The 20,775-nt window shown below is 69.7% G+C and carries 17 protein-coding genes; 9 read left to right on the plus strand and 8 right to left on the minus strand.

All coding sequences use genetic code 11. From position 1 onward, the window contains the following. The first annotated feature begins 60 nt into the window (after positions 1–60). Positions 61–1,491, plus strand: coding sequence for an SDR family NAD(P)-dependent oxidoreductase (locus ABZ824_RS38375; RefSeq protein ID WP_355078434.1), 1,431 nt, complete (start codon positions 61–63; stop codon positions 1,489–1,491). Between the two features lie 46 nt (positions 1,492–1,537). Then, positions 1,538–1,927: a DUF2784 domain-containing protein gene (locus ABZ824_RS38380; RefSeq protein WP_355078435.1), complete on the plus strand. Its 390-nt coding sequence runs from the start codon at positions 1,538–1,540 to the stop codon at positions 1,925–1,927. A gap of 14 nt (positions 1,928–1,941) precedes the next feature. Here the strand turns inward: ABZ824_RS38380 and ABZ824_RS38385 are convergent, their stop codons facing one another. Together ABZ824_RS38385 and ABZ824_RS38390 are read right to left on the minus strand one after the other, a co-directional pair. After that, positions 1,942–2,700 carry an alpha/beta fold hydrolase gene (locus ABZ824_RS38385; RefSeq protein ID WP_355078436.1) on the minus strand — a complete coding sequence of 253 codons (759 nt, stop codon included), beginning with the start codon at positions 2,698–2,700 and terminating at the stop codon, positions 1,942–1,944. Between the two features lie 129 nt (positions 2,701–2,829). After that, positions 2,830–3,810: an MBL fold metallo-hydrolase gene (locus tag ABZ824_RS38390; RefSeq protein WP_356969682.1), complete on the minus strand. Its 981-nt coding sequence runs from the start codon at positions 3,808–3,810 to the stop codon at positions 2,830–2,832. A gap of 83 nt (positions 3,811–3,893) precedes the next feature. Between ABZ824_RS38390 and ABZ824_RS38395 the strand changes: the two genes are divergently transcribed. Then, positions 3,894–4,844 carry a LysR substrate-binding domain-containing protein gene (locus ABZ824_RS38395; protein ID WP_356969684.1) on the plus strand — a complete coding sequence of 317 codons (951 nt, stop codon included), beginning with the start codon at positions 3,894–3,896 and terminating at the stop codon, positions 4,842–4,844. On the opposite strand, the gene ABZ824_RS38400 is transcribed toward ABZ824_RS38395, so the two are convergent. Continuing rightward, the gene (locus ABZ824_RS38400; RefSeq protein WP_356969686.1) at positions 4,829–5,698 is read right to left on the minus strand and encodes a serine hydrolase; all 870 of its coding nucleotides are present in this window, start codon (positions 5,696–5,698) and stop codon (positions 4,829–4,831) included. The genes ABZ824_RS38395 and ABZ824_RS38400 overlap by 16 nt on opposite strands. Before the next feature lie 56 nt (positions 5,699–5,754). After that, positions 5,755–6,297: a hypothetical protein gene (locus ABZ824_RS38405; RefSeq protein WP_356969687.1), complete on the minus strand. Its 543-nt coding sequence runs from the start codon at positions 6,295–6,297 to the stop codon at positions 5,755–5,757. A gap of 568 nt (positions 6,298–6,865) precedes the next feature. Here ABZ824_RS38405 and ABZ824_RS38410 point away from each other — a divergent pair. Continuing rightward, on the plus strand, positions 6,866–8,206 hold the full coding sequence (locus ABZ824_RS38410) for a CoA transferase (RefSeq protein WP_356969689.1): 1,341 nt from the start codon (positions 6,866–6,868) through the stop codon (positions 8,204–8,206). 101 nt (positions 8,207–8,307) lie between these two features. On the opposite strand, the gene ABZ824_RS38415 is transcribed toward ABZ824_RS38410, so the two are convergent. Continuing rightward, positions 8,308–8,883, minus strand: a complete 576-nt coding sequence (locus ABZ824_RS38415; RefSeq protein WP_356969691.1) for a helix-turn-helix domain-containing protein — start codon at positions 8,881–8,883, stop codon at positions 8,308–8,310. 118 nt (positions 8,884–9,001) lie between these two features. Here ABZ824_RS38415 and ABZ824_RS38420 point away from each other — a divergent pair, with 118 nt between their 5' ends. The 3 genes from ABZ824_RS38420 (at position 9,002) to ABZ824_RS38430 (ending at position 12,087) form a co-directional block, all read left to right on the plus strand. Next, the gene (locus ABZ824_RS38420; RefSeq protein ID WP_356969693.1) at positions 9,002–10,054 is read left to right on the plus strand and encodes a nucleoside hydrolase; all 1,053 of its coding nucleotides are present in this window, start codon (positions 9,002–9,004) and stop codon (positions 10,052–10,054) included. Beyond that, the gene (locus ABZ824_RS38425; protein ID WP_355078444.1) at positions 10,051–10,935 is read left to right on the plus strand and encodes an amidohydrolase family protein; all 885 of its coding nucleotides are present in this window, start codon (positions 10,051–10,053) and stop codon (positions 10,933–10,935) included. The genes ABZ824_RS38420 and ABZ824_RS38425 overlap by 4 nt, the downstream gene beginning before the upstream one ends. Before the next feature lie 195 nt (positions 10,936–11,130). After that, a complete protein-coding gene (locus ABZ824_RS38430; protein WP_356969696.1) occupies positions 11,131–12,087 on the plus strand; it encodes an endonuclease/exonuclease/phosphatase family protein in 957 nt (318 codons plus the stop codon). A gap of 23 nt (positions 12,088–12,110) precedes the next feature. Here ABZ824_RS38430 and meaB read toward each other — a convergent pair whose 3' ends face one another. The 3 genes from meaB to ABZ824_RS38445 are packed head-to-tail and all read right to left on the minus strand — an operon-like array spanning position 12,111 to position 17,286. After that, complete coding sequence (meaB, locus tag ABZ824_RS38435; RefSeq protein WP_356969698.1) at positions 12,111–13,154, minus strand: methylmalonyl Co-A mutase-associated GTPase MeaB; 1,044 nt, start codon at positions 13,152–13,154, stop codon at positions 12,111–12,113. Beyond that, positions 13,151–15,430, minus strand: coding sequence for a methylmalonyl-CoA mutase (scpA, locus tag ABZ824_RS38440; protein WP_356969700.1), 2,280 nt, complete (start codon positions 15,428–15,430; stop codon positions 13,151–13,153). The genes meaB and scpA overlap by 4 nt, the downstream gene beginning before the upstream one ends. Continuing rightward, positions 15,430–17,286, minus strand: a complete 1,857-nt coding sequence (locus ABZ824_RS38445) for a methylmalonyl-CoA mutase family protein (RefSeq protein ID WP_356969702.1) — start codon at positions 17,284–17,286, stop codon at positions 15,430–15,432. The genes scpA and ABZ824_RS38445 overlap by 1 nt, the downstream gene beginning before the upstream one ends. Before the next feature lie 181 nt (positions 17,287–17,467). Between ABZ824_RS38445 and ABZ824_RS38450 the strand changes: the two genes are divergently transcribed. Both ABZ824_RS38450 and ABZ824_RS38455 read left to right on the plus strand, forming a co-directional pair. Further along, on the plus strand, positions 17,468–18,154 hold the full coding sequence (locus ABZ824_RS38450) for a TVP38/TMEM64 family protein (RefSeq protein ID WP_356969704.1): 687 nt from the start codon (positions 17,468–17,470) through the stop codon (positions 18,152–18,154). A gap of 388 nt (positions 18,155–18,542) precedes the next feature. Next, the coding region (locus ABZ824_RS38455; RefSeq protein ID WP_356969706.1) for a condensation domain-containing protein at positions 18,543–20,775 on the plus strand (2,233 nt) is incomplete at its 3' end.

The following is a 20,775-nucleotide window of genomic DNA, read 5'->3' on the forward strand; positions in this document are numbered from 1 at the left end:
CGAGTTTGCGACAATAGGCCGGTCGTCTGCCCAGCTCGATGAAGGATGTCCCCCGCCGCGATGGCCGAAAGCATGATCGATCCCGAGGACCTCGCGACCTGTCTTCGGGTCCTGGAGCAGGCCGGAACGCTGGAGAAGGACCATCCCGACTCGGTGGCGGTGCAGCGCGCGGTCGGGCACATGTTCAAGAAGCTCAAGCAGCGGCGCCGCTCGGATGCGCGCGCGGCGGTGTCGGCCGCCGACCGCGCGGTGGTCGCCGCGACCGCGACCGGCTCGCCGAACCGGATCGATGACGAGACCGCGGGCATCCCGATCAGCTCCACCACCACCGGAGCCAGCGCGGGCACGCTGATCCGCCCGCGTCCCTGCTACATCTGCAAGCAGCGCTACACCCGGGTCGATGCCTTCTACCACCAGTTGTGCCCGGACTGCGCGACGCGCAGCCACACCAAACGGGACGCTCGTACCGATCTGACCGGAAGGCGGGCACTGCTCACCGGCGGCCGCGCCAAGATCGGCATGTACATCGCGCTGCGCCTGCTGCGCGACGGCGCGCACACCACCATCACGACCCGCTTCCCCAACGACGCGATCCGGCGTTTCGCCGCGATGGACGACAGCGCCGACTGGTTGCACCGGTTACGCATCGTCGGCATCGATCTGCGCGATCCGGCCCAGGTGGTCGCCTTGGCCGACGATGTCGCCGCCCAGGGCCCGCTGGACATCCTGATCAACAACGCCGCACAGACGGTCCGTCGCTCCCCCGGCGCCTACAGCGCTTTGGTCGAGGCGGAATCGGGTCCGCTGCCCGCGGGCGCGCTGCCGGAGGTGGTCAGCTTCGGCAAGACCATGCAGGCGCACCCCACCGCGCTGACCGCCTCGCTCACCCCGGCGCTCACCGCCGCCGATGTCGCCGAGCTGGCCTTGGTCGCCGGATCGGCGACGCCGGAACGGATCGCGCGCGGCGTCGCGATCGACGCGGGCGGCCTGGTGCCCGACCTCGCGCACACCAACAGCTGGGTGCAGACCGTCGCGCAGGTGGATCCGACCGAACTGCTGGAAGTGCAGCTGTGCAACTCGGTCGCGCCGTTCATCCTCGTCTCGCGCCTGCGCCCGGCGATGGCGGCCGCCGCGGCGCGCCGGAAATACGTCGTGAACGTCTCCGCGATGGAAGGGCAGTTCTCCCGCGCGTACAAGGGCCCGGGACACCCACACACCAACATGGCCAAGGCGGCGCTGAACATGCTGACCCGCACCAGCGCCAGGGAGATGCTGGAGCAGGACGGCATCCTGATGACCGCGGTCGACACCGGCTGGATCACCGACGAGCGCCCGCACTACACCAAGCTCCGCCTCGCCGAAGAGGGTTTCCACGCTCCATTGGACCTGGTCGACGGCGCGGCGCGGGTCTACGACCCCATCGTGCAGGGTGAGAACGGAATCGATCTGTTCGGCTGCTTCCTCAAGGACTACCAGCCTTCCCCGTGGTAGCGGCCGACCCGGGACCCGCCGCGCGAGGGAAGGTTACGCTGGAGGCGTGCTGTACCGGCTGTTGGCCGACGCCACCGCCGTCACGCATTTCGCGTTCGTGGCCTACGTGGTGGTCGGCGGGTTCCTCGCGTGGCGCTTCGGGCGCACGATCTGGCTGCACGTGCTCGCGGTCTGCTGGGGATTCAGCACGATCGTGTTCGGCATCGACTGCCCGCTCACGTATCTGGAGAACTGGGCGCGCGAGCGTGCCGGGGAGCAGCGGCTGCCGTCGAGCGGGTTCATCGATCACTACATCACCGGCGTGATCTACCCCGAAAGCGCACTCGGGTTGGTGCGGGCAGTCGTGGCCGCGCTGGTGGTGGCGTCCTGGATCGGCTATGGGTGGGCGCTGCGCAGGCGGGCCACCCCGGCCACCCGTGTGCACGCACCGCACTGACGAGGCGGCCGTGCTCAGGCGCCGAGGTGGCGCTCCACGAAGCTCGCGACCTGCGCGCCGTGCTCGTCCAGGTAGAAATGCCCGCCGGGGAACGTCGCGCGATCGAATCCGCCGCTGGTGTGCGCTCGCCATTCGTCGGCCTGTTCGGGTCGCATCGTCGGGTCCTCGGTGCTGACCAGCGCCGCGATGTCGACGCGCAACGGTTCTCCCGGCTGATGACGATAGGTCTCGACCGCTCGATAATCCGCGCGCACGGCGGGCAGCACGAGTTCGGCGAGGCCCGGCTCGGCGCGCAGCATCTCCAGCGGAGCGGGATCCGAGGCCAGCCGTACCAGCTCATCGATGAGCGCGTCGTCGGAGGCCAGGTGCAGCCGCTGCGTCTCCTCGAATGTCGGTGCGGGACGGCCGGAGACGAACAGGGTGGCCAGCGGCTGCCCGGCGCGCTCGAGCCTGCGCGCGGTCTCGAACGCCACGGTCGCGCCCATGCTGTGGCCGAACAAGGACAGCGACGCGATCTCGCCCTGCGCGAGCACTTCTCGCGCGATCCGGTCCGCCAGTGCGGCCAGGTCGGTGATCAGGTCGTCGCCCAACCGGTCCTGCCGCCCGGGATACTGGACCGCGGACACCGCGACACCCGGCCCGAACCGCTGTGCGAGATCTCGGTATGCCGTGGCCGAGCCTCCGCCCGGCGGGAAGCACAGCAGGTGATGCCGCACGACCGCCTCGGATCGCAGGGTCCGCAACCACTCCGAGTCGGTGATACCGCCTGCCATGTTCGATCTCCCTTCGCCGTCGCATGTCCCGGCGCGCGGCCGGACCAGACCACGGTAGTCGCCACGGCCACCGCATCGGGTGACGCTTGCGCTGTGGCACCCGATCGGCCCCGGCGAGATCCAGGCCGGTCACGGCGTGAAGGTCTGTAGATGGTCCACGGTGACGAAAGTGCTCTGCGGGCTCGCCGCCCGCACCGCCGCTCGTAGCGGCTCCAGACCGCCCCAGTCGCGAGCGGGTTCGGTGAGTGGATGGTCGAAGTCGTCCCAGTGGGTGGGCAGCACGTAGCGCGGATTGCCGGTGGCGCGCAGCAGGCGCCCGACGTAGTCCTGAATCTTCCCGCCTCCGGCGGGCAGCAGCAGCACGTCCGGGCGCAAGCCCGCCAGTTCCGACTCGATGTAGTTCGAGCCGCCGAAGTTCAGCACGCTCACGCCGCCGCCGCTCACCTCGTAGGCGAGTGTGCCGCCCTCGACCAGATCACGAATCACTCTGGGCTGCGGCAGTTCTCCCGCGCCCAGGCCTGGACGGGTACCCGCGAAAGCCACCGTGGCGCGCGCCCCGGATGCGGAGTGCAGCGAACGCAGCACCCGGATGGTGTATCCGTCGAAACGGAGGAACTCGCCGCCCGTCGCCAAGGCGAGCTGTTGCTCCGGGGCGCCGAGCGCGGCCATGAGGTTCAGGTGCGTCTCGGTGCCGAGCACCGTCGCTCCGGTCTTCTTCGCCAGATACGGCACGTCGGTGAGGTGGTCGTAGTGGCCGTGGGTGACCAGGATGTGATCGGCGCGCAATTCACCGCTGTCGACGTAGTGGTCGATCAGCGCGGTGTCCACGGTGATCGGCGTCTGCGGATCAGCGCCCTCGGCGGTGTAGGTTCCGGTATGGAACCTGGTCAGCCAGGGGTCGATGAGCACGACCTTGCCCCCCGGCAGGCGGATCTCCCAGCTGTTGTTGCCCCACCACCGCAGCGTCACCCCGCCGGGCGATCCGCCCGCGGGAACCGAAGTCGCCGCACCATTGTCGGCGGAATCCGTTGTAGCGCAAGCGACTAACCCCGCCAGCGCGGCCGCGCCCGCCGTCGCGCCGAGAAATTCACGCCGTCCGAAACCTGTCATGCGGGCACCACACCACATGCCCTGCGGCCGTGTCCAAGACCGGTGTCGACGCTCGGTGATATCGGAAGAGATATCGTCGCAGCGTGGACCAGCTGCGCCAGCTCCGGTATTTCGTCGCCGTCGCCGAGGAATTGCATTTCGGGCGGGCCGCCGAGCGGCTCGGCATCGCCCAGCCGCCGCTGAGCCAGCGCATCCGCCGCCTGGAGGCCGACCTCGGCGCGCGTCTGTTCGAGCGCGACAGCCGCCGCGTCGAACTCACCGAGGCCGGGCAGATTCTGCTCGCCGAGTCGCGAGACCTGCTCGCGCGCTGGGAGCGGACGAGAACGCTGGTCGGGAAGGCGCATCGGGGCGAGATGGACGCCGTGCGGATCGGAGTGCCGCCCGAACTGGCCGGGCGGGTGCTCGCCGCGCTGCTCACCGCGTTCGAGGCCAGGGACGTCCGGGTGGATCTGCAGGAACTGACCACCGCCGAGCAGGTCCGGCTGCTCGCCGACCGTCAATTGGACGCCGGGGTGCTGCAACACCCGGTCGACGTGGTCGGCCTGGAACTCGGCCCGGTGGTGGAGACACCGCTCGGCGTGGTGCTGCCCCGCGATTCGCCGCTGGCCGCGCGGTCGGCGCTGGAACTGGCCGACCTCGCCGGGCACGGCCTGGTGATCTTCCCGCGCGCGGCCGCGCCCGGACTCTACGACGCCACGCTGCGCCGCTGCTGGGAGCACGGCTTCCGCCCGGCCTCGGTGCAGCACGCGCGCAATCCCGAATTCGTCCTGGGCATGGTGCTCTCGGGGCGGGGCGTGGCCTTCGACCAGGGGGTGGTGGCGCAGAAGGAACCCCGCGTGGTCTGGCGGCCACTGCCGGAGGGCACGCTGAGTCATCGGTTGTCGCTGGCCTGGCCGGTGGGCGTGGCGCATCCGCTGGTGGGCGAGCTGGCCGAACTGGTCGTCGCGGTGCTGCAAGGCGACGGCGCGTCACGGCCGAGTCCGGTCGCGGACCCGCCGCAACGGCCATGGAACGTCGTCTACGGCCCGCCGTGAACGATCCGGCCGATCGCCTCGACGGCGGCTGCGCCGATGGCGCGATCCACCTCCGGCAGCCGCTGCGCCAAGGTCGCCGCGCGGGTGAAAACCGCTACGGCATAACGCTTTCCATCCGGATACTCGACGACGCCGACCTCGTTGCGCACCCCGGGCAGCGTCCCCGTCTTCGCCCAGACCTGCACGTCCGGCGGAAAGGCGGCGGCGAGCCGGTACCAGTTCACCTGCTCACGCATCAGATCACGCACCCACCGGCACGCCTCCGGTGCGCCCGCCTCGTCCCGGGCGATCATGCTGAGCAGCCGCGCCATCTCCCGCGGGGTGCTCGCGGTGGTGCGCAGCGGGTCCAGCGCGCGGGTGCGCAGCACCTGCTCGGCGTCGAGCGCGGGAAACCGGCGGGCGAACTCGACCGCGTCGGCGGCGCCGATGTCCTCGGCCATGGACTGCACCACGGTGCGCGGCGGACCCACCACACGGGTGGCGGCGAGGCCCAGTTCGCGCAGCAGCGAGCGCACGTTGTCCAGCCCCACCCGGTCGAACAGCAGGTCCGCCGCGGTGTTGTCGCTGACGGTGAGCGCGAAGTACGCCGCGTCGCGCAGGCTGAAATCGACGTCGTCGGCGCAGCCCGCGGTGCCGACGCCGCCGAGCCGATCCGCCGCCCGCGCCCGCACTCGGTCGGCGGGGTCCAACTGTCCCGCCGCTACTTGCCTGGCGAACTCCAGGACCAGCGGCACCTTCACCACCGAGGCGAGCACCACCGGTTCGTCCGCCCGGACGCCCGCCTCGGCGCCGCAATCGACGCACCGGGCATGCAACCACCCCTCGACGCCGACAGTCCGAAAGATCTCCTGCACCGATGCAGCATCCCCGTCCGCGGGAGCGGGTACGGCACCGGGGCGTACCGGACGGCTCAGGCCCCGCCGGGGCCCGTCCGCGCGATTCGCTGTTCGAGTTCGGCGATCCGCTGCCGATAGTCGGCCAATTCCGTGAGACGAGAACTCATCTCGTCGGTCAACTGAGCGATCCGGCCGAGGTAGCGGTGCGCGGGGCGGTCGGCCCAGTAGGCGCCGGCGCGACCGTACTCCACCGCACGATCGACATCCCCCGCGGCGACCCCCGCCGCTGCCGCGTCCGTCGCCGCCGCCGCGAGCGCCGCCTCGAGCTGCTCTACGCGCAATCGCGTCGCCTGGTCGTGGCCGGCGGTGCCGAGTGCCGCGCGCTCGGCGGCGAGGTCCTGGATCTCCCGGAGGTACCCCGCGTTCTGCGCGTCCTGCACGGCCATCAGCTCGTAGTCGAGTGTGATCGGCGCGGAGCGGACCCGGTCCGGGAGCAGAGCCGCGCGCGGCCGCAGGTCGATGCCGAAGACCGGCACGCGTTCTCGCGCGGGTGAATTCGGCTTCTTTCTGATCGTCGGCACCGTGTATTCCGCGCTTCCGGCGTAGACGTTCGTCATCGTCGATCGACCTCACCTATGGCCGACGCGCGGCAGTTCGGTGCGCCGGCCATGCTCTGCCCCTCTGCCCGCACGCGACGGGCAGGTCATCGGATCGGCGCGGCGTCACCGCGCCGGCTGCTGCGGTGCAGCATGTGGACATGCTGGCCGATACGTCCGGTCTTCGCGCCCCCACTATTTTCACTGGCGAGAAGTGCGCTCGGACAGTCTCTTCGGTGTGGCATGGTGCTTGCTGCCACGGCCCGCACCCACCACCGTCCGAGACGCCGGGGCCTCGAGCTCGTCAGCATTTCATCCGCTATCCCGGCCTCGCCGTTGTGCGATTTTGCGGTCGCCGTTCGGGCCTGTCCACGGGTCCCACCTGGACGGGCGCGCCATCCGTTCGTCGACCACCCCGCCGCATCGAGGCGCGGCGCGCCCGCATGCGGGCCACACTGGTCGCCGAACCGAATCGGCGCAGGTGACACCACAGAACGACGGTGCGGTGCGGAAGCCGCGAACCGCATCCGGCGCGGCTGTGACGACCACCGCACCCGAGTTCGCCGTACCGCCAACTACGCTGAAGCGAGTGAACACGCACGCACGGCTCGTCCAGGACTACGAGGCCGGTATCGGTGTCACCGCCTCGCCCATCTCCCCCGCGCCCGATCCGGGTAGCAATCTCGCCGCGACACTACCGGTCTGGGCACTCGCCGCCGGTTCGGTCGCGGCGTTGACCGCCGCGGCGAACCGCATGCGAGCGGCCCGCGGTCTGGCCCCGGTGGCGCATCGCATCGACCCGGCCCGCATCACCGCGGCCTTCTCCAGCGAGCGTCTCTTACGTATCGGCGGCCAACTGCCGACGCAGTTCGCCGACCTCTCCGGCTTCTTTCCCACCTTCGACGGATGGGTTCGCACGCACGCCAACTATCCGCATCACCGGGCGCGACTGCTCGCCACACTCGGCTTGCCCGAGTCCGTGCCGGTCGATCTCGCCGTCGCCCGAATTGCGATGATCCGCGCCTCGGATCTGGAGGAACAGGCCTCCGCGCAGGGCGCTATCGCGGTCCGCGTCCGTACCGAGGAGGAGTGGACCGCCAGCCCGGAAGGACAGGCCGCGGCGGCGGCCCCCTTGGTCGCGATCGACCGGCGCGCCGACCGTGGGGAAGCCGGATTGCCTACGGGCGCCGCACCTTTGCAGCCGCTGCGGGGATTGCGTGTGCTCGATCTGACCAGGGTGATAGCGGGCCCGGTCGCGACGCGGGCGCTGGCTTTGCTCGGCGCCGAAGTGTTGCGGGTCGACCCGCCGCAACTGCCCGAGATCCCCTGGCAATTCGCCGACACCTGTCAGGGCAAGCGCTCGGCGTTGGTCGATCTGCGCACCGGTGGCCTCGATGATCTGATCGCCGCCGCCGACGTGCTGATCACCGGCTACCGGCCGGGCGCACTGGAGCGCGCCGGGGTGCGGGCCGCCGCCAGGCCAGGGCTGATCCACGGGCGGGTGTCCGCCTGGGGTGAAGCCGGGCCGTGGGGTGAGCGGCGCGGCTTCGACAGCATCGTGCAGGCCGCATCCGGCATCTCGATCCTGGAGGGCGCGCCCTCCGTGCCAGGAGCGCTGCCCGCCCAGGCGCTCGACCACGCCTCGGGCTACCTGCTCGCCGCCGGAGTGATCGACGCCTTGGTCGCGCGCGCGGGCGACGGCATCGGGCGGGACGTGCGTGTGGCTCTGGCCCGCACCGCGTCCTGGCTGCTCAGCGCCCCCGACCGCACACCGCGTCATCCGGCAGCCGCGGAGCCGAGCGCAGCGCAGGTGGTCCGGCACGGACAAGTCGTCACCGCGCCCCCCGTACTCCCCGAATACCCGGACTACGCCTGGCCCGCACCCACCTACGGCGCGGACCGTCCCGCCTGGCCCCTGCCGACCCACTGATCCGTCCCGCTGAGGCGCCGCGAAAATCCTTCGCGGCGCCGACCAGTGGCGCTCGCGGTACCGCGCCTGCGCCCCATCCCCGTCGGAGCTGTCCAGGAGCACTAATCCTCGACCCCCGCCAGTGCGGCGACCGCCTGCGCCAGGCGGTCGCCGTCGGGGAGGTTCGCGTCCGGAGCGATGGTTTGCAGTACGCCGAGGCCCTGGACGAGTACGAAATACAGTTCGCCGATCGCCTCGGCCTGGTCTTCGCTCAGCTGCGGGTGCGCCTCCCGCAGCGCGTCCGCCATCTCCCGGTAGGCCCCGGGCAGGCTCTGCGCGAAGAACTTCCGCGACTCCGGCGAGCGGGCGACGCGGACCAGGTTCTCCATGCTCGCCAGCATGCTGTCGTGGTTCTCGGTGAACACCGCGGGCATGCCGTTCCACATCGTGGCGAACGCCGCCAGCGGCGTCACACCACTACCGTCGCGGATCTTCTGTTCCATGCTGTCGCCGATCGCGGTGCCCAGAGAGTCGGCCAGGGCCTCGGTGATCAGCTGGTCTTTCGAGCCGAAGTGGTAGCCGATCGCCGCCAGGCTCACACCGGCCGCCGAGGCGATGTCGCGGGCGGTCGCCTTGGCGACGCCCCGCTCGATGATGACTTTCCGCGCTCCCGCCAGCAGATCCTCGCGATTTCCCATGACTCGAGGCTACAACGTCTAAGACATATGTACCAGACGCATGTACTACCGCCTGCCATCACCGAGCTATCGGCCACCTCGGCGACGCTCCGGCACCCCGGCTCGCTAGTCTCGTCCCGTGCGGCAGAAGATCATCCTGGACGTCGACACCGGCATCGACGACTCGCTCGCGCTGCTGTACCTGCTCGGCTCCCCCGAGGCCGAGATCACCGGAATCGCCGCTACCGCGGGCAACGTTCCGGCGGCACAGGTGGCGGCAAACAATCTGGCCTGGCTGGATGTCTGCCACGCGCCGGACATCGAAGTGGCGCTCGGCGCGGCCGAACCACTCGCGATCCCGCTGCGCACCACCGAGGACACGCACGGACCCCAGGGCATCGGGTACGCCGAACTCCCCCGGTCGGCTCGCCGTCTCTCGCCGCGATCGGCCGCGCGGATGTGGGTCGAGCTGGTGCGCGCGCATCCCGGGGAGATCGTCGGCCTGTGCACCGGGCCGCTGACCAATCTCGCACTCGCCTTGCGGATCGAACCGGAGCTGCCGCTGTTGCTGCACCGCCTGGTGATCATGGGCGGCGCGTTCAATCATCCGGGCAACACGACGCCGACCAACGAGTGGAACGTGCACGTCGATCCGGAGGCCGCCAAGGAGGTCTTCGACGCCTTCGCCGCGGCCCCCGCGCAGCGCAGGCCGATCGTGTGTGCGCTCGACATCACCGAGACCATCGAGATGCGGCCCGAGCACCTGGCCCGCCTCGCCGAGCGCGCGAAGAGTTATCCGGTGGAAATCGTCTCGCCCGCCGATCCGCCGGAGGCCCGCTCGGCGGCGAGTAATCCGATCGTCCGGTACGTCACCGACGCGGTGCGGTTCTACTTCGATTTCCACCACGGCTACGACCTGGGCTACTTGGCCCACATGCACGACCCGTTCGCGGCCGCGGTGGCGCTGGACCCGGCGCTGGCCCGTACCCGCCCTGCGACGGTGGACGTGGAACTGGCCGGAACCATCACCCGCGCGACCACGGTCGCCGACTGGACGAGCATGTGGGGCCGGGAACCCAACGCCGACATCGTGATCGGCACCGACCAGGAGCTGTTCTTCGAGCGACTGATCGCCCGGGTCGGCGACCTCGCGCGCACGGTGCATCCGCCCGCCACACAGGAGGTCCGGTGACCGACGCCGACGACACGACCTACCTGGCCGCCTTCCGCACCCGGCTCGGCCTGCCCGGAATCATCGACGTCCATACGCATTTCATGCCCGACCAGGTGCTGCGGAAGGTGTGGGCCTACTTCGACTCGGCAGGTCCGTTGACCGGCCGCGCCTGGCCGATCACCTACCGCGCCGACGAGCAGGTCCGTTTGAAGACGCTGCGCGACTTCGGCGTTCGCGCGTTCACCGCTCTCGTCTACCCCCACAAGCCGGACATGGCCGCGTGGCTGAACGAATGGACCGCAGACTTCGCGGCACGCACGCCCGATTGCCTGCACACCGCCACCTTCTTTCCTGAACCACCGGCCGCGAGCTATGTGCGGGAGGCCGTCGAACGTGGCGCCCGCGTCTTCAAAGCGCACGTCCAAGTCGGCGGCTACCATCCGGGCGACCCGCTGCTGGACCCGGTGTGGGGCCTGCTGGAGGACGCGCGCGTTCCGATCGTCATCCATTGCGGTTCCGGCCCCGCGCCCGGAACGCACACCGGGCCGGAACCGATCGCCGGTGTGCTGCGGCGCTTTCCGCGCCTGCGGCTGATCGTCGCGCACATGGGCACGCCGGAGTACTCCGAATTCCTGGACCTGGCCGAGGCCTACGCGGACGTGCGGCTGGACACCACCATGGTGTGGACCGATTTCTCCGAGGCCGACGCCCCGTTTCCGGTGCACGAACACGGTAGGCTGCGCGCCTTCGCCGACCGCATCCTGTTCGGCAGCGACTTCCCGAACATCCCACATTCCTACGGTCATTCGATCGAGGCGCTCGAACGGCTGGATCTCGGTGACGACTGGTTACGCCAGGTCTGCTATCGCAACGCGGCGGCGCTGTTCGGCCTCGAATGACCGGTGTCGACCGGCTCGGGTCGCCATGACCGTGAGCCGCTGGGCCGTGCGGGCACCAGCCCGACCGCACCTGCCCGCAGCGGTCGTCACCTACGGCGTCTGGAACGGCCGAAGAACACGCTCTGCCTCGGCAGCAGCGGTCGGCGGCGGCTGCCGTCGAATGCCCGGCGTCGCCGGTGTGTTCGAATATCGGACGTGATCTCGAAGTCGATCGTGGTCGTCGTCCAGCTACTGGCCTGGCTTGCCGCACTGGCCGGGTGCGTGGGGATCGCACTGCACTTCAGCGGATCGCAGTCGCGGATGTTGGTCTTGGCGGCTTCGGGTGCGCCGTATCTGATGGGTTCTGCCGTGCTGGGGGCGGTGGCGTTCGTCGCCATGCGGCAGTGGAGCGGTGCGGCGGTCGCGATCGTCGTCGTCGCCATCGCGGCGTGGACGCAGGCGCCGCTGTACGTCGGCCGTTCCGGCGACGCGGACGGGCACACCCTGACGGTGATGCAAGCCAATCTCCTTTTCGACGGAGCCGATCCCCGGGCGCTGGTCGACCAGGTACGCGCGAGGAACGTCGCCGTCCTCACCGTGAACGAACTCACGCCGACGGCAGTCGAGCAACTCGGCCGCGCGGGACTGGACCAGGTCTTGCCGCACCGGTTCGTCTCACCGGGAAGGACAGCGACCGGGACGGGAATATGGAGCAGCCACCCGCTGACCGAAACCGTCGAGTACGACGGCTTCGTGCTGAACCAGCTGTCGGCGACCGCCGACGTTCCAGGCGTCGGCCCGGTCGCGGTGTACGCCTTCCATCCGGTACCGCCGGTGTACGGCACGCGGGTATGGGCCGACGAATTGTCCCGGCTGCGGGTGATTCTCGACCGATCACCCGCGGATCGACCGGTGCTCGCCGGCGGCGATTTCAACGCGACCTACGACCACCGGCAGTTCCGCGCGATGCTGTCCGGCCGCTTCGCCGACGCCGCCGAGCAGGCGGGCGCCGGACACCTGGTCACCTATCCGACCGACAAACGGTGGCCGCCCCTGGTCGGTATCGACCACATCCTCGTCGCCGGCGGTAGCGCGGTCGCGGTGGAGACCGTGGGACTTCCCGGCGCGGACCACCGTGCCTTGGTGGCGCGGATCCAGCTGAACGCGCGGTAGGCGTTGGATCGGATCCCGGCGGCTCAGCGGCCGTCGAAGGCGTTCAGCAGTTCCTCGGCGGCGAGCGCGGCGGTGAGGGTGCCGTCGCGGACCTGCTTCTCCACTTGCGCCCGAATGGCTTTCACGTCCGGGTTGTCCGAGAGCCTGCGCAGCAGCTGGTCGTGCACCATGGTCCAGGTCCAGTCCACTTGCTGGCGACGGCGCTTCTCGGCGAACTCCCCGGCGTCGGTGAGCACACGACGATGTTCGAGCACCGTGTCCCAGAACCGGTCCAGGCCGATGCCTTCCAAACCGCTCATGGTCAGCACCGGCGGCCGCCACAGCGCGTCGTGCGGGTGGATCAGCCGCAGCGCGCCCGCGAGTTCCCGGGCGGCGGCTCTGGCCTCGACCTCGTGTTTGCCGTCGGCTTTGTTCACCGCGACCAGGTCGGCGAGTTCGAGCACACCCTTCTTGATCCCTTGCAGCTGGTCGCCGGTCCTGGCCAGGGTGAGGAAGCAGAACACGTCGACCATGTTCGCGACGGTGACCTCCGACTGGCCCACCCCGACGGTCTCCACCAGGATCACGTCGTATCCCGCCGCCTCGAGCAGCACGATGGTCTCGCGTGTCGCCTTGGCGACGCCGCCGAGCGTGCCCGCCGTGGGCGAGGGCCGGATGTAGGCCTCGCGCTGCACCGACAGCCGCGCCATCCTGGTCTTGTCGCCGAGGATGGAACCGCCGGTCCTGGTCGAGGACGGGTCGACCGCCAGCACCGCGACCCGGTGCCCCCGCTCGATCAGATACATGCCGAGCGCGTCGATGAAGGTCGACTTGCCGACGCCGGGAACGCCGGTGATGCCGACGCGGTTGGACGGCGCGCCCCCCGCGCCCGCCTCCGGCGTCACTTTCAGCAGCAGCTGCTGCGCCAGCGCACGGTGATCGGCCCTGGTGGATTCCACCAGCGTGATCGCCCGCGCCAGAGCAGCACGCTCGTTGGCGCGGACCGCCGCGGCGAGGGCGTCGACGTCGATCGCCCGGCGCGCGGTCACCTTCGGGGTGTCGCGCGCCGGGGAACCCGCTTCGCTCATTCCGTCGCGGCGGAATCCGCGGCGCCGCTGCCGAGTTCGTGACCGAGTTCGGCGCCGAGCTTCTTCAGCAAGTCGATCGCCGCGTCCGCGATCACCGTGCCGGGCGGGAAGATCGCCGCCGCGCCCGCCTGGTAGAGCTCCTCGAAGTCACCGGGCGGGATGACGCCGCCGACGATGACCATGATGTCGGGGCGTCCGACATCGGCCAGTGCCTGCCGCAGGGCGGGCACCAGCGTGAGGTGGCCCGCCGCCAGCGACGACACACCGACGACGTGCACATCGTTGTCGGCCGCCTGCTGCGCCACCTCTTCCGGGGTCTGGAACAGCGGGCCCACGTCGACGTCGAAGCCGAGGTCGGCGAAGGCCGTGGCGATCACCTTCTGTCCCCGGTCGTGGCCGTCCTGCCCCATCTTCGCGACGAGGATGCGCGGCCTGCGGCCCTCGGCCTCGGCGAATTCCTCGACCAGCTCGCTCGCCTTGGTGATGTTGGTGACCTTCCCTGCCTCGTCGCGGTACACACCGGAGAGGGTACGGATCTCCGCCTGGTGGCGGCCGTACACCTGCTCCAGCGCATCGGAGATCTCGCCGACGGTGGCCTTGGCCCGTGCGGCGTCGATGGCCAGCGCGAGCAGGTTGTTCGCCATGCCGCCCTCGGAAGAGGCCGCGGCGCGGGTCAATTCGGCCAGCGCCCGCCGTACCGCGTCGGGGTCGCGCTCGGCGCGCAGGCGTCGCAGCTTCTCGATCTGCTCGGCGCGCACCCGCGAGTTCTCGACCTTGAGGACCTCGACCTGCTGGTCCTCTTCGACCTGATACTTGTTGACGCCGATCACCGGCTGCTGGCCGGTGTCGATCCGCGCCTGGGTGCGCGCGGCGGCTTCTTCGATGCGCAGTTTCGGGATGCCCTCGCCGATCGCCTGCGCCATGCCGCCGTGCGCCTCGACCTCCGCGATATGCGCGCGGGCGCGGTCGGCCAGCTGGTGGGTGAGCCATTCGACGTAATACGAGCCGCCCCACGGGTCGATCGGGCGGGTGGTGTTGGACTCCTGCTGGATCAGCAGCTGGGTGTTACGGGCGATGCGGGCGGAGAAGTCCGTGGGCAGCGCCAGCGCCTCGTCGAGCGCGTTGGTGTGCAGCGACTGGGTGTGGCCCTGGGTGGCTGCCATCGCCTCGATGCAGGTGCGCGCGACGTTGTTGTAGGCGTCCTGCGCGGTGAGCGACCAGCCGGAGGTCTGCGAATGGGTGCGCAGCGACAGCGATTTCGCGCTCTTCGGGTTGAACTTCGCGACCAGCTCACTCCACAGCAGGCGCCCGGCGCGCAGCTTGGCGACCTCCATGAAGAAGTTCATGCCGATGGCCCAGAAGAACGACAGCCGCGGCGCGAACTTGTCGACCTCCATGCCCGCGTCGATGCCCGCCCGGATGTACTCGACGCCGTCGGCGAGGGTGTAGGCCAGTTCCAGGTCGGCGGTCGCGCCCGCTTCCTGGATGTGGTAGCCGGAGATGGAGATCGAGTTGAACTTCGGCATCTTCGCGCTGGTGTAGGCGAAGATGTCGGAGATGATCCGCATCGATGGCTTCGGCGGGTAGATGTAGGTGTTGCGGACCATGAACTCTTTCAGAATGTCGTTCTGAATGGTTCCGGCCAGCTGTTCCGGCGCGACGCCCTGTTCCTCGGCGGCCACGACGTACAGCGCCAGGATCGGCAGCACCGCGCCGTTCATCGTCATCGAGACGCTGACCTGGTCCAGCGGGATGTGGTCGAACAGCTGGCGCATGTCCAGGATCGAGTCGATGGCGACGCCCGCCATGCCGACGTCACCTTGCACCCGCGGATGATCGGAGTCGTAGCCGCGGTGGGTCGCCAGGTCGAACGCGACCGACAGACCCTTCTGGCCCGCCTGCAGGTTGCGCCGGTAGAAGGCATTCGAGTCCGCTGCGGTGGAGAAACCCGCGTACTGGCGGATGGTCCACGGCTGGTTGACGTACATCGTGGGGTACGGACCGCGCACGAACGGCGCGACACCGGGCACGCTGTCGAGCGGATATCCTGCGGCCGCGATCGCGTCCCGGTCGGCCTTGGTGAACACCGGCGGCACGTCGATGCCTTCCGGGGTCGACCACACCAGCTGTTCGGGGGCGTACTGGTTGGCCGCCGCGGCCGCGCGCACGTACTCCGTCACCTGCGCCGCGTCGACCGCGGCGGGCTCCGGCGCGCGCTCGGCCAGCGGCACGTCGGCGAAACTACCGATCACGTGCTTGATCTCACGAGTGGTCATCAGGCTCCCACCTTCTCCAGCAGGCCGGACAGCGCGGCGACGGCGTCGATGCGCGCGGCGAGGAATCCGTCCGGGCGTTGCGCGTCGTCCAGGTCGGCGACGGCCTTCGCCGCACCCGCCAGCAGCACGGTGGGCACGCCCGCGGCGCGCAGTTGCCGCACCGCTTCACCCGCTTCCGATCCGTAGCGCGTATCCGAGCCACACAGCACCGCGATCGGCGCCCCCGCTTCGGCGGCCGCCGCGGCGATTCCGTCCACCGCGAGCGGACCCGGATTGATCGACTCGATGCCGCCCGAAGCCAGCAGATTCGCGATGAAGGTGACCCGCACGTTGTGCTCGGCCACCGAGCCGAGCGGCACCAGCAGCGCTTTCGGCCGCGCGCCGTGCTCGGCGAGGTAGGCGTCGGAGCGGTTGCGCAGCTGCTCGAACGCGGCGCCGTAGCGGGCGACCCGGCCGGTCTGCCGCGCCGCCTCGGACAGCGGCTGCTCGGCGAGGTTCGGGAATTCGTTCACGCCGGTGACGGCGGTCTTGCGGTGCGCGACATCCGCGTCGCGAGCGGCCTTGGTCGCCGCGACCCGCTCGGCGAGCAGCCCGGACTCCAGCGCGGCGAGGTAGCCTCCGGCCGCCTCGATCTCCTGGAGGAACTCCCATGCCTTCGCCGCCAGCGCGGCGGTGAGGTCCTCGACGTACCAGGAGCCCGCACCCGGATCCTGCACGTGGCCGAGGTGCGATTCCTCGAGCAGCAGCAGCTGAGTGTTGCGGGCCATCCGATCGGCGAACGCCTGCGAGACGCCGAGTTCGCCGGGCGGCAGGGCGGAGTCGAACGGCAGCACGGTCACGGTGTCGGCGCCGCCGATGCCCGCGCCGAACGCGGCGAGCGTGGTGCGCAGCATGTTCACCCAAGGGTCGCGCTGACTCATCATGGCGGCCGAGGTGACCGCGTGCTGGGGCGCGCCGCCGAAATCCGGTGCTCCGCAGACCTGCGCGACCCGCGCCCACAGCCGCCTGGCGGCACGGAACTTCGCGATGGTGGCGAACTGATCGTCGGTGGCGGCGAACCGGAACTCCAGCTGTCCCAGCGCGTCGGCGATGTCCAGGCTCTCCGTCAGCGACCGCAGGTAGGCCAGGCCCGCAGCGACCGCCGCGCCCAGTTCCTGGGCGTCGGAGGCGCCCGCGTCGTGGAATCCGGTGCCGTCCACGGTGATCGCACGCACCGTTTCCGGTCGTCGCGCCGCCTGTCCGGCCAGCGCGACGGCCTCGGCGAGACCGGTGTCGGCCGCTCCGGCGAAGCGGCTGGTCAGAGGCGCGGCGCCGAGCGAGACTCGGATGCCATCGCGCGCCGGCGCGGTGTAGCCGTCGAGCGCCGTGAACACCTGCGCCGCCGCGTCGGCGACGTCGCCGCCCGCGTCCAGCGTGAGCGGGGCGAGTTCGAAGAGCAGGCCGGTCAGGGCGGTCGGCAGATCCGCCACCGGTACGCCGCGCTCGCCCGCACCGAGCCAGATCGCGCTGATCCCGTTCTCCAGCGCGGCCAGGATCTCGCGGTTCGCCACCGCGGCGTCGCGCTGGGCGAACCGGGCGCTGACGAACCAGCCCCGGTGCACGTCGCGAGTGGCGTCCCGGCCGCGAACGAAGGGGAACGTTCCGGGCAGGGGCTGCTCCGGCAGCTCATCGCGCCGGGTGTAGAGCGGGGCGACCGTCAGCCCGTCATAGGTGGTCTCGTCGAGCAGTCGCTCGGGCTCCTCGGGAAGTTCGCTGACATCGACGCGGCGAGCCTTCGCCAGCACCCCGGCAACACCCTTGCGCCATGCGCCGTATTCGGGCACCGGGTCGACCCCGGGATCTGAAGCAATCGGCATAGCTTGCTGTTCCTCTTCCTCACCACGGGCGCACCGCCAGTGCGCGCCCGATACCCTCACATTCGCCCAGCTCAGCGACTACTTCGGTTAACGGGCATTCGTCCCGCTTCCACTGATGCTAGCGGGCGGATTCCCAGCCGGTTGACCCTGCCCGCCACTACCAACCGGTAACCTGTCGCCCGTGACGAGGCTGATCCGTGACCCGCGTATCGTCGCGCTGATCGTCGGCGCGGTGGCGCTGTTCGGCGCGGCGCTGCTGGTCCCGCTGCCGTCGCCCCGCCAGGTGCAGGACTGGGCGACTTCCGTCGGCCCGGTCTTCCCGCTGCTGTTCTTCCTGGTTCACGCTCTGGTGACGGTGGCGCCGATCCCGCGCACCGTATTCACCGTCAGCGCCGGTCTGCTGTTCGGCCCGCTGCTGGGCATCACGCTCGCGGTGAGCGCGACGACCGTCAGCGCGGCCCTGGCCATCGTGCTCATCCGCGCGCTCGATCACAATCAGGTCGCCGCCCGGCTCACCCATCCCGCGGTGCGCGCCATCGACGAACGTCTCGCCCGCCGCGGCTGGCTGGCGGTCGGCTCGCTGCGGCTCATCGCGGCCGTACCGTTCTCGGTGATCAACTACTGCTGTGGCTTGTCATCGATCCGGTTCTGGCCGTATCTGTTCGCCACGGTGCTGGGTGTACTGCCCGGCACGATCGGCACCGTCATCCTCGGCGACGCGCTCACCGGGACCACCCATCCGGCGATGCTCGCGCTGTCCGGCGCCTGCCTCGCGGTCGGACTGGCCGGTCTGGTCGTCGACGCGCGATGGAAGACGACAGTCCCCGCTTCGGTAGACATCGCCGAACCCGTCGCGGCTGCCGACTGAGCAGCGCTCGATCGTGGCCGATTCCACCGGAACCGGGGTCACGTCCACCACGGCCGCCGCGCAGCCGGACACGAAATGCGGGAAATTCATCGGTGCCGAGAACAAGGACAAATCAGCAATAAGGGACCGAGCGCCCGCCCACTCTCCAGGACACGGTTCGCATGCGGCACCGTAATTGACACTACAACGGCGCCATCGGACGAATCAGGCCGCAGTGCAGTTCGGTCGCTGCCGCGTCACATAAGCCTCTGCTGCGGCAGTTCCGCGCACCGGCCCTTATCAATTTCGTAAAGTCGGCAACTATTTGCCGGTCTGCATCGTGGTTTAGGTGTACGCGAACGAACCGGTCGGCTTAAACTGATTTCCGGTCGGGTCTGGAGGCAAGGTGATGACCGTTCAGCGACCGCAGTTCGACCCCGACCGTGGATCGAACACCGCACCGGACGTGTCGCCACCAGAGCCTGTACCGCTGTCAGCCGGACAGCGGGGGCTGTGGCTGGCGCAACGCTTGAGTCCGGACGTCCCGATATGCGAGGCGCAATACGTCGAGTTCCACGGGGAGCTTGATCGTGAGCTTCTGCGTTCGCTGATGATTTGCGCGGGTCACGAGTTCCAGTCAGGGTATTTGCGGCTGGTCGAGGTGGACGGTAGCCCGCATCAACTGTTCGACCCGTCGCTGGCTTCGACGGGGCCGGTCATCGATATGCGTGCCGAACCGGATCCCATGGCGGCGGCATTGAAGTGGATGCGCGACGAATACACCGCACCGTTGGATATGGCTCGGGACCGGTTGTGGGCAGGGGCGCTTCTGCAGGTCGGCGATCGGCATTACCTGTTGTACAACAAAGTTCACCACGTCGCGGTGGACGGTTACGCCGCGATGACGATGTTGAACCGGCTCGCGGAGTTGTACACGGCCGCCGTGGAGGAACGGCCGCCGGAACCGAACCGGGCGGCGGACCTTCGCACACTGTACGAGGCCGACCGCACGTATCGGGAGTCCAAGCGGTTCGCCGACGACCAGGCATATTGGGTGGACAAACTCGCCGATGTCGCCGATGACGAATCCAGTCTGGCGACCCGCTACGCGCCGCCGCGTGCGGACAGCGTGGTCGCGATGGCCGAACTGCCGACGGCGCTGGTGGGGCGGATCGCGGACGCCGCGAAAGCGCTCGACGCGAGCCCGGCCGCGGTGGTGATCGCCGCGTTCGGTTGCTATCTCGCCCGGATGACCGGCCGGGACGAGATCCTCGTCGATGTTCCCGTCTCCGGCCGAACCACGGCCGTCCTGCGCCGATCCGGCGGGGTGTTCGTCAACCTCGCGCCGCTTCCGCTCGCACTCGGCGCGGAAGACACGGTCGCGACGCTGGTACGGCGGGTCCAATCCGACTTGGTCGGAGCGTTGCGCCACCAGCGGTGCGGCCTCGCCGATATTCGCGCCGCCACCGGATCGCGTGGGCAGCGGCGGTTCGCGGGTCCGATGGTGAACGTCATGTTCTTCCCCCAGAAGATCCGGTTCGGCGAGTTGACCGGGGACTTCCACATCCTCAGCTCCGGGCCGGTCGAGGATCTCCTGGTCAACCTGTATCAGACCGGAGAACCGCCGCGGACGATCCTGCACTTCCTGGCCAATCCCGACCGCTACACCGGCCCCGAACTGTCCGCCCACCACAGCAAGTTCGTGGAGTTCCTCGACGAGTTCGCCGCCGCCACGCCGGCCACCGACCTCGCGCGGATCCACCCCGGCAGCGCGCGCGAAGCGGCCCGGATCCGAAGCCGCCGCGACGACCTCGCGTTCTGGCGCGACACGCTCGCGGACCTTCCGGAGGAGTTGTCGTTGCCGGTGGATCGTCCCCGCCCCGCAGTGGCCTCCCACCACGGCGCCACCACCACCTACACCCTCGACACCGAACTCATCACCGCACTACACACCCTCGCACGCCAGCACGACTGCTCCCTGTTCATGGTCATCCACGCCACCCTCGCAGTCCTGCTCGCCCGCCTCAGCAACAGCACCGACATCCCCATCGGCACCCCCATCGCCGGACGCGGCGACCCCGCCCTCGACGACCTCATCGGCATGTTCGTCAACACCCTCGTCCTCCGCACCCACATCAACCCCCACGAACCCTTCACCGACCTACTCACCCGCACCAGAAACACCGACCTCCAAGCCTTCCAACACGCCGACATCCCCTTCGAACAACTCGTCGACCACCTCACCCCCCACCGCACCCGCTCCCACCACCCCCTCTTCCAAACACTGCTCGCCTTCCAAAACCTCGACCAACCCCACCTCCACCTCCCCCACCTCGACATCACCCCCACCGAACCACCCACCCCCACAGCACGATTCGACCTACAAATCATCCTCACCGACAACCACAACGGCGAGATGACCGCCACCATCACCTACGCCACCGACCTCTACAACCCCACCACCATCGACACCCTCACCCACCGATGGCTCCACATCCTGCACGCCATCACCACCAACCCCACCCAACCCATCGCCACCATCGACATCCTCGACCCCACCGAAAAAACCGACCTCCTCACCCGCACCGGACCACCACCCACACCACCGACCACCCTGCCCGACCTCCTCACCACCACCGCCC

Source organism: Nocardia sp. NPDC047038 (assembly GCF_040644075.1).
Lineage (GTDB): Bacteria > Actinomycetota > Actinomycetes > Mycobacteriales > Mycobacteriaceae > Nocardia > Nocardia sichangensis.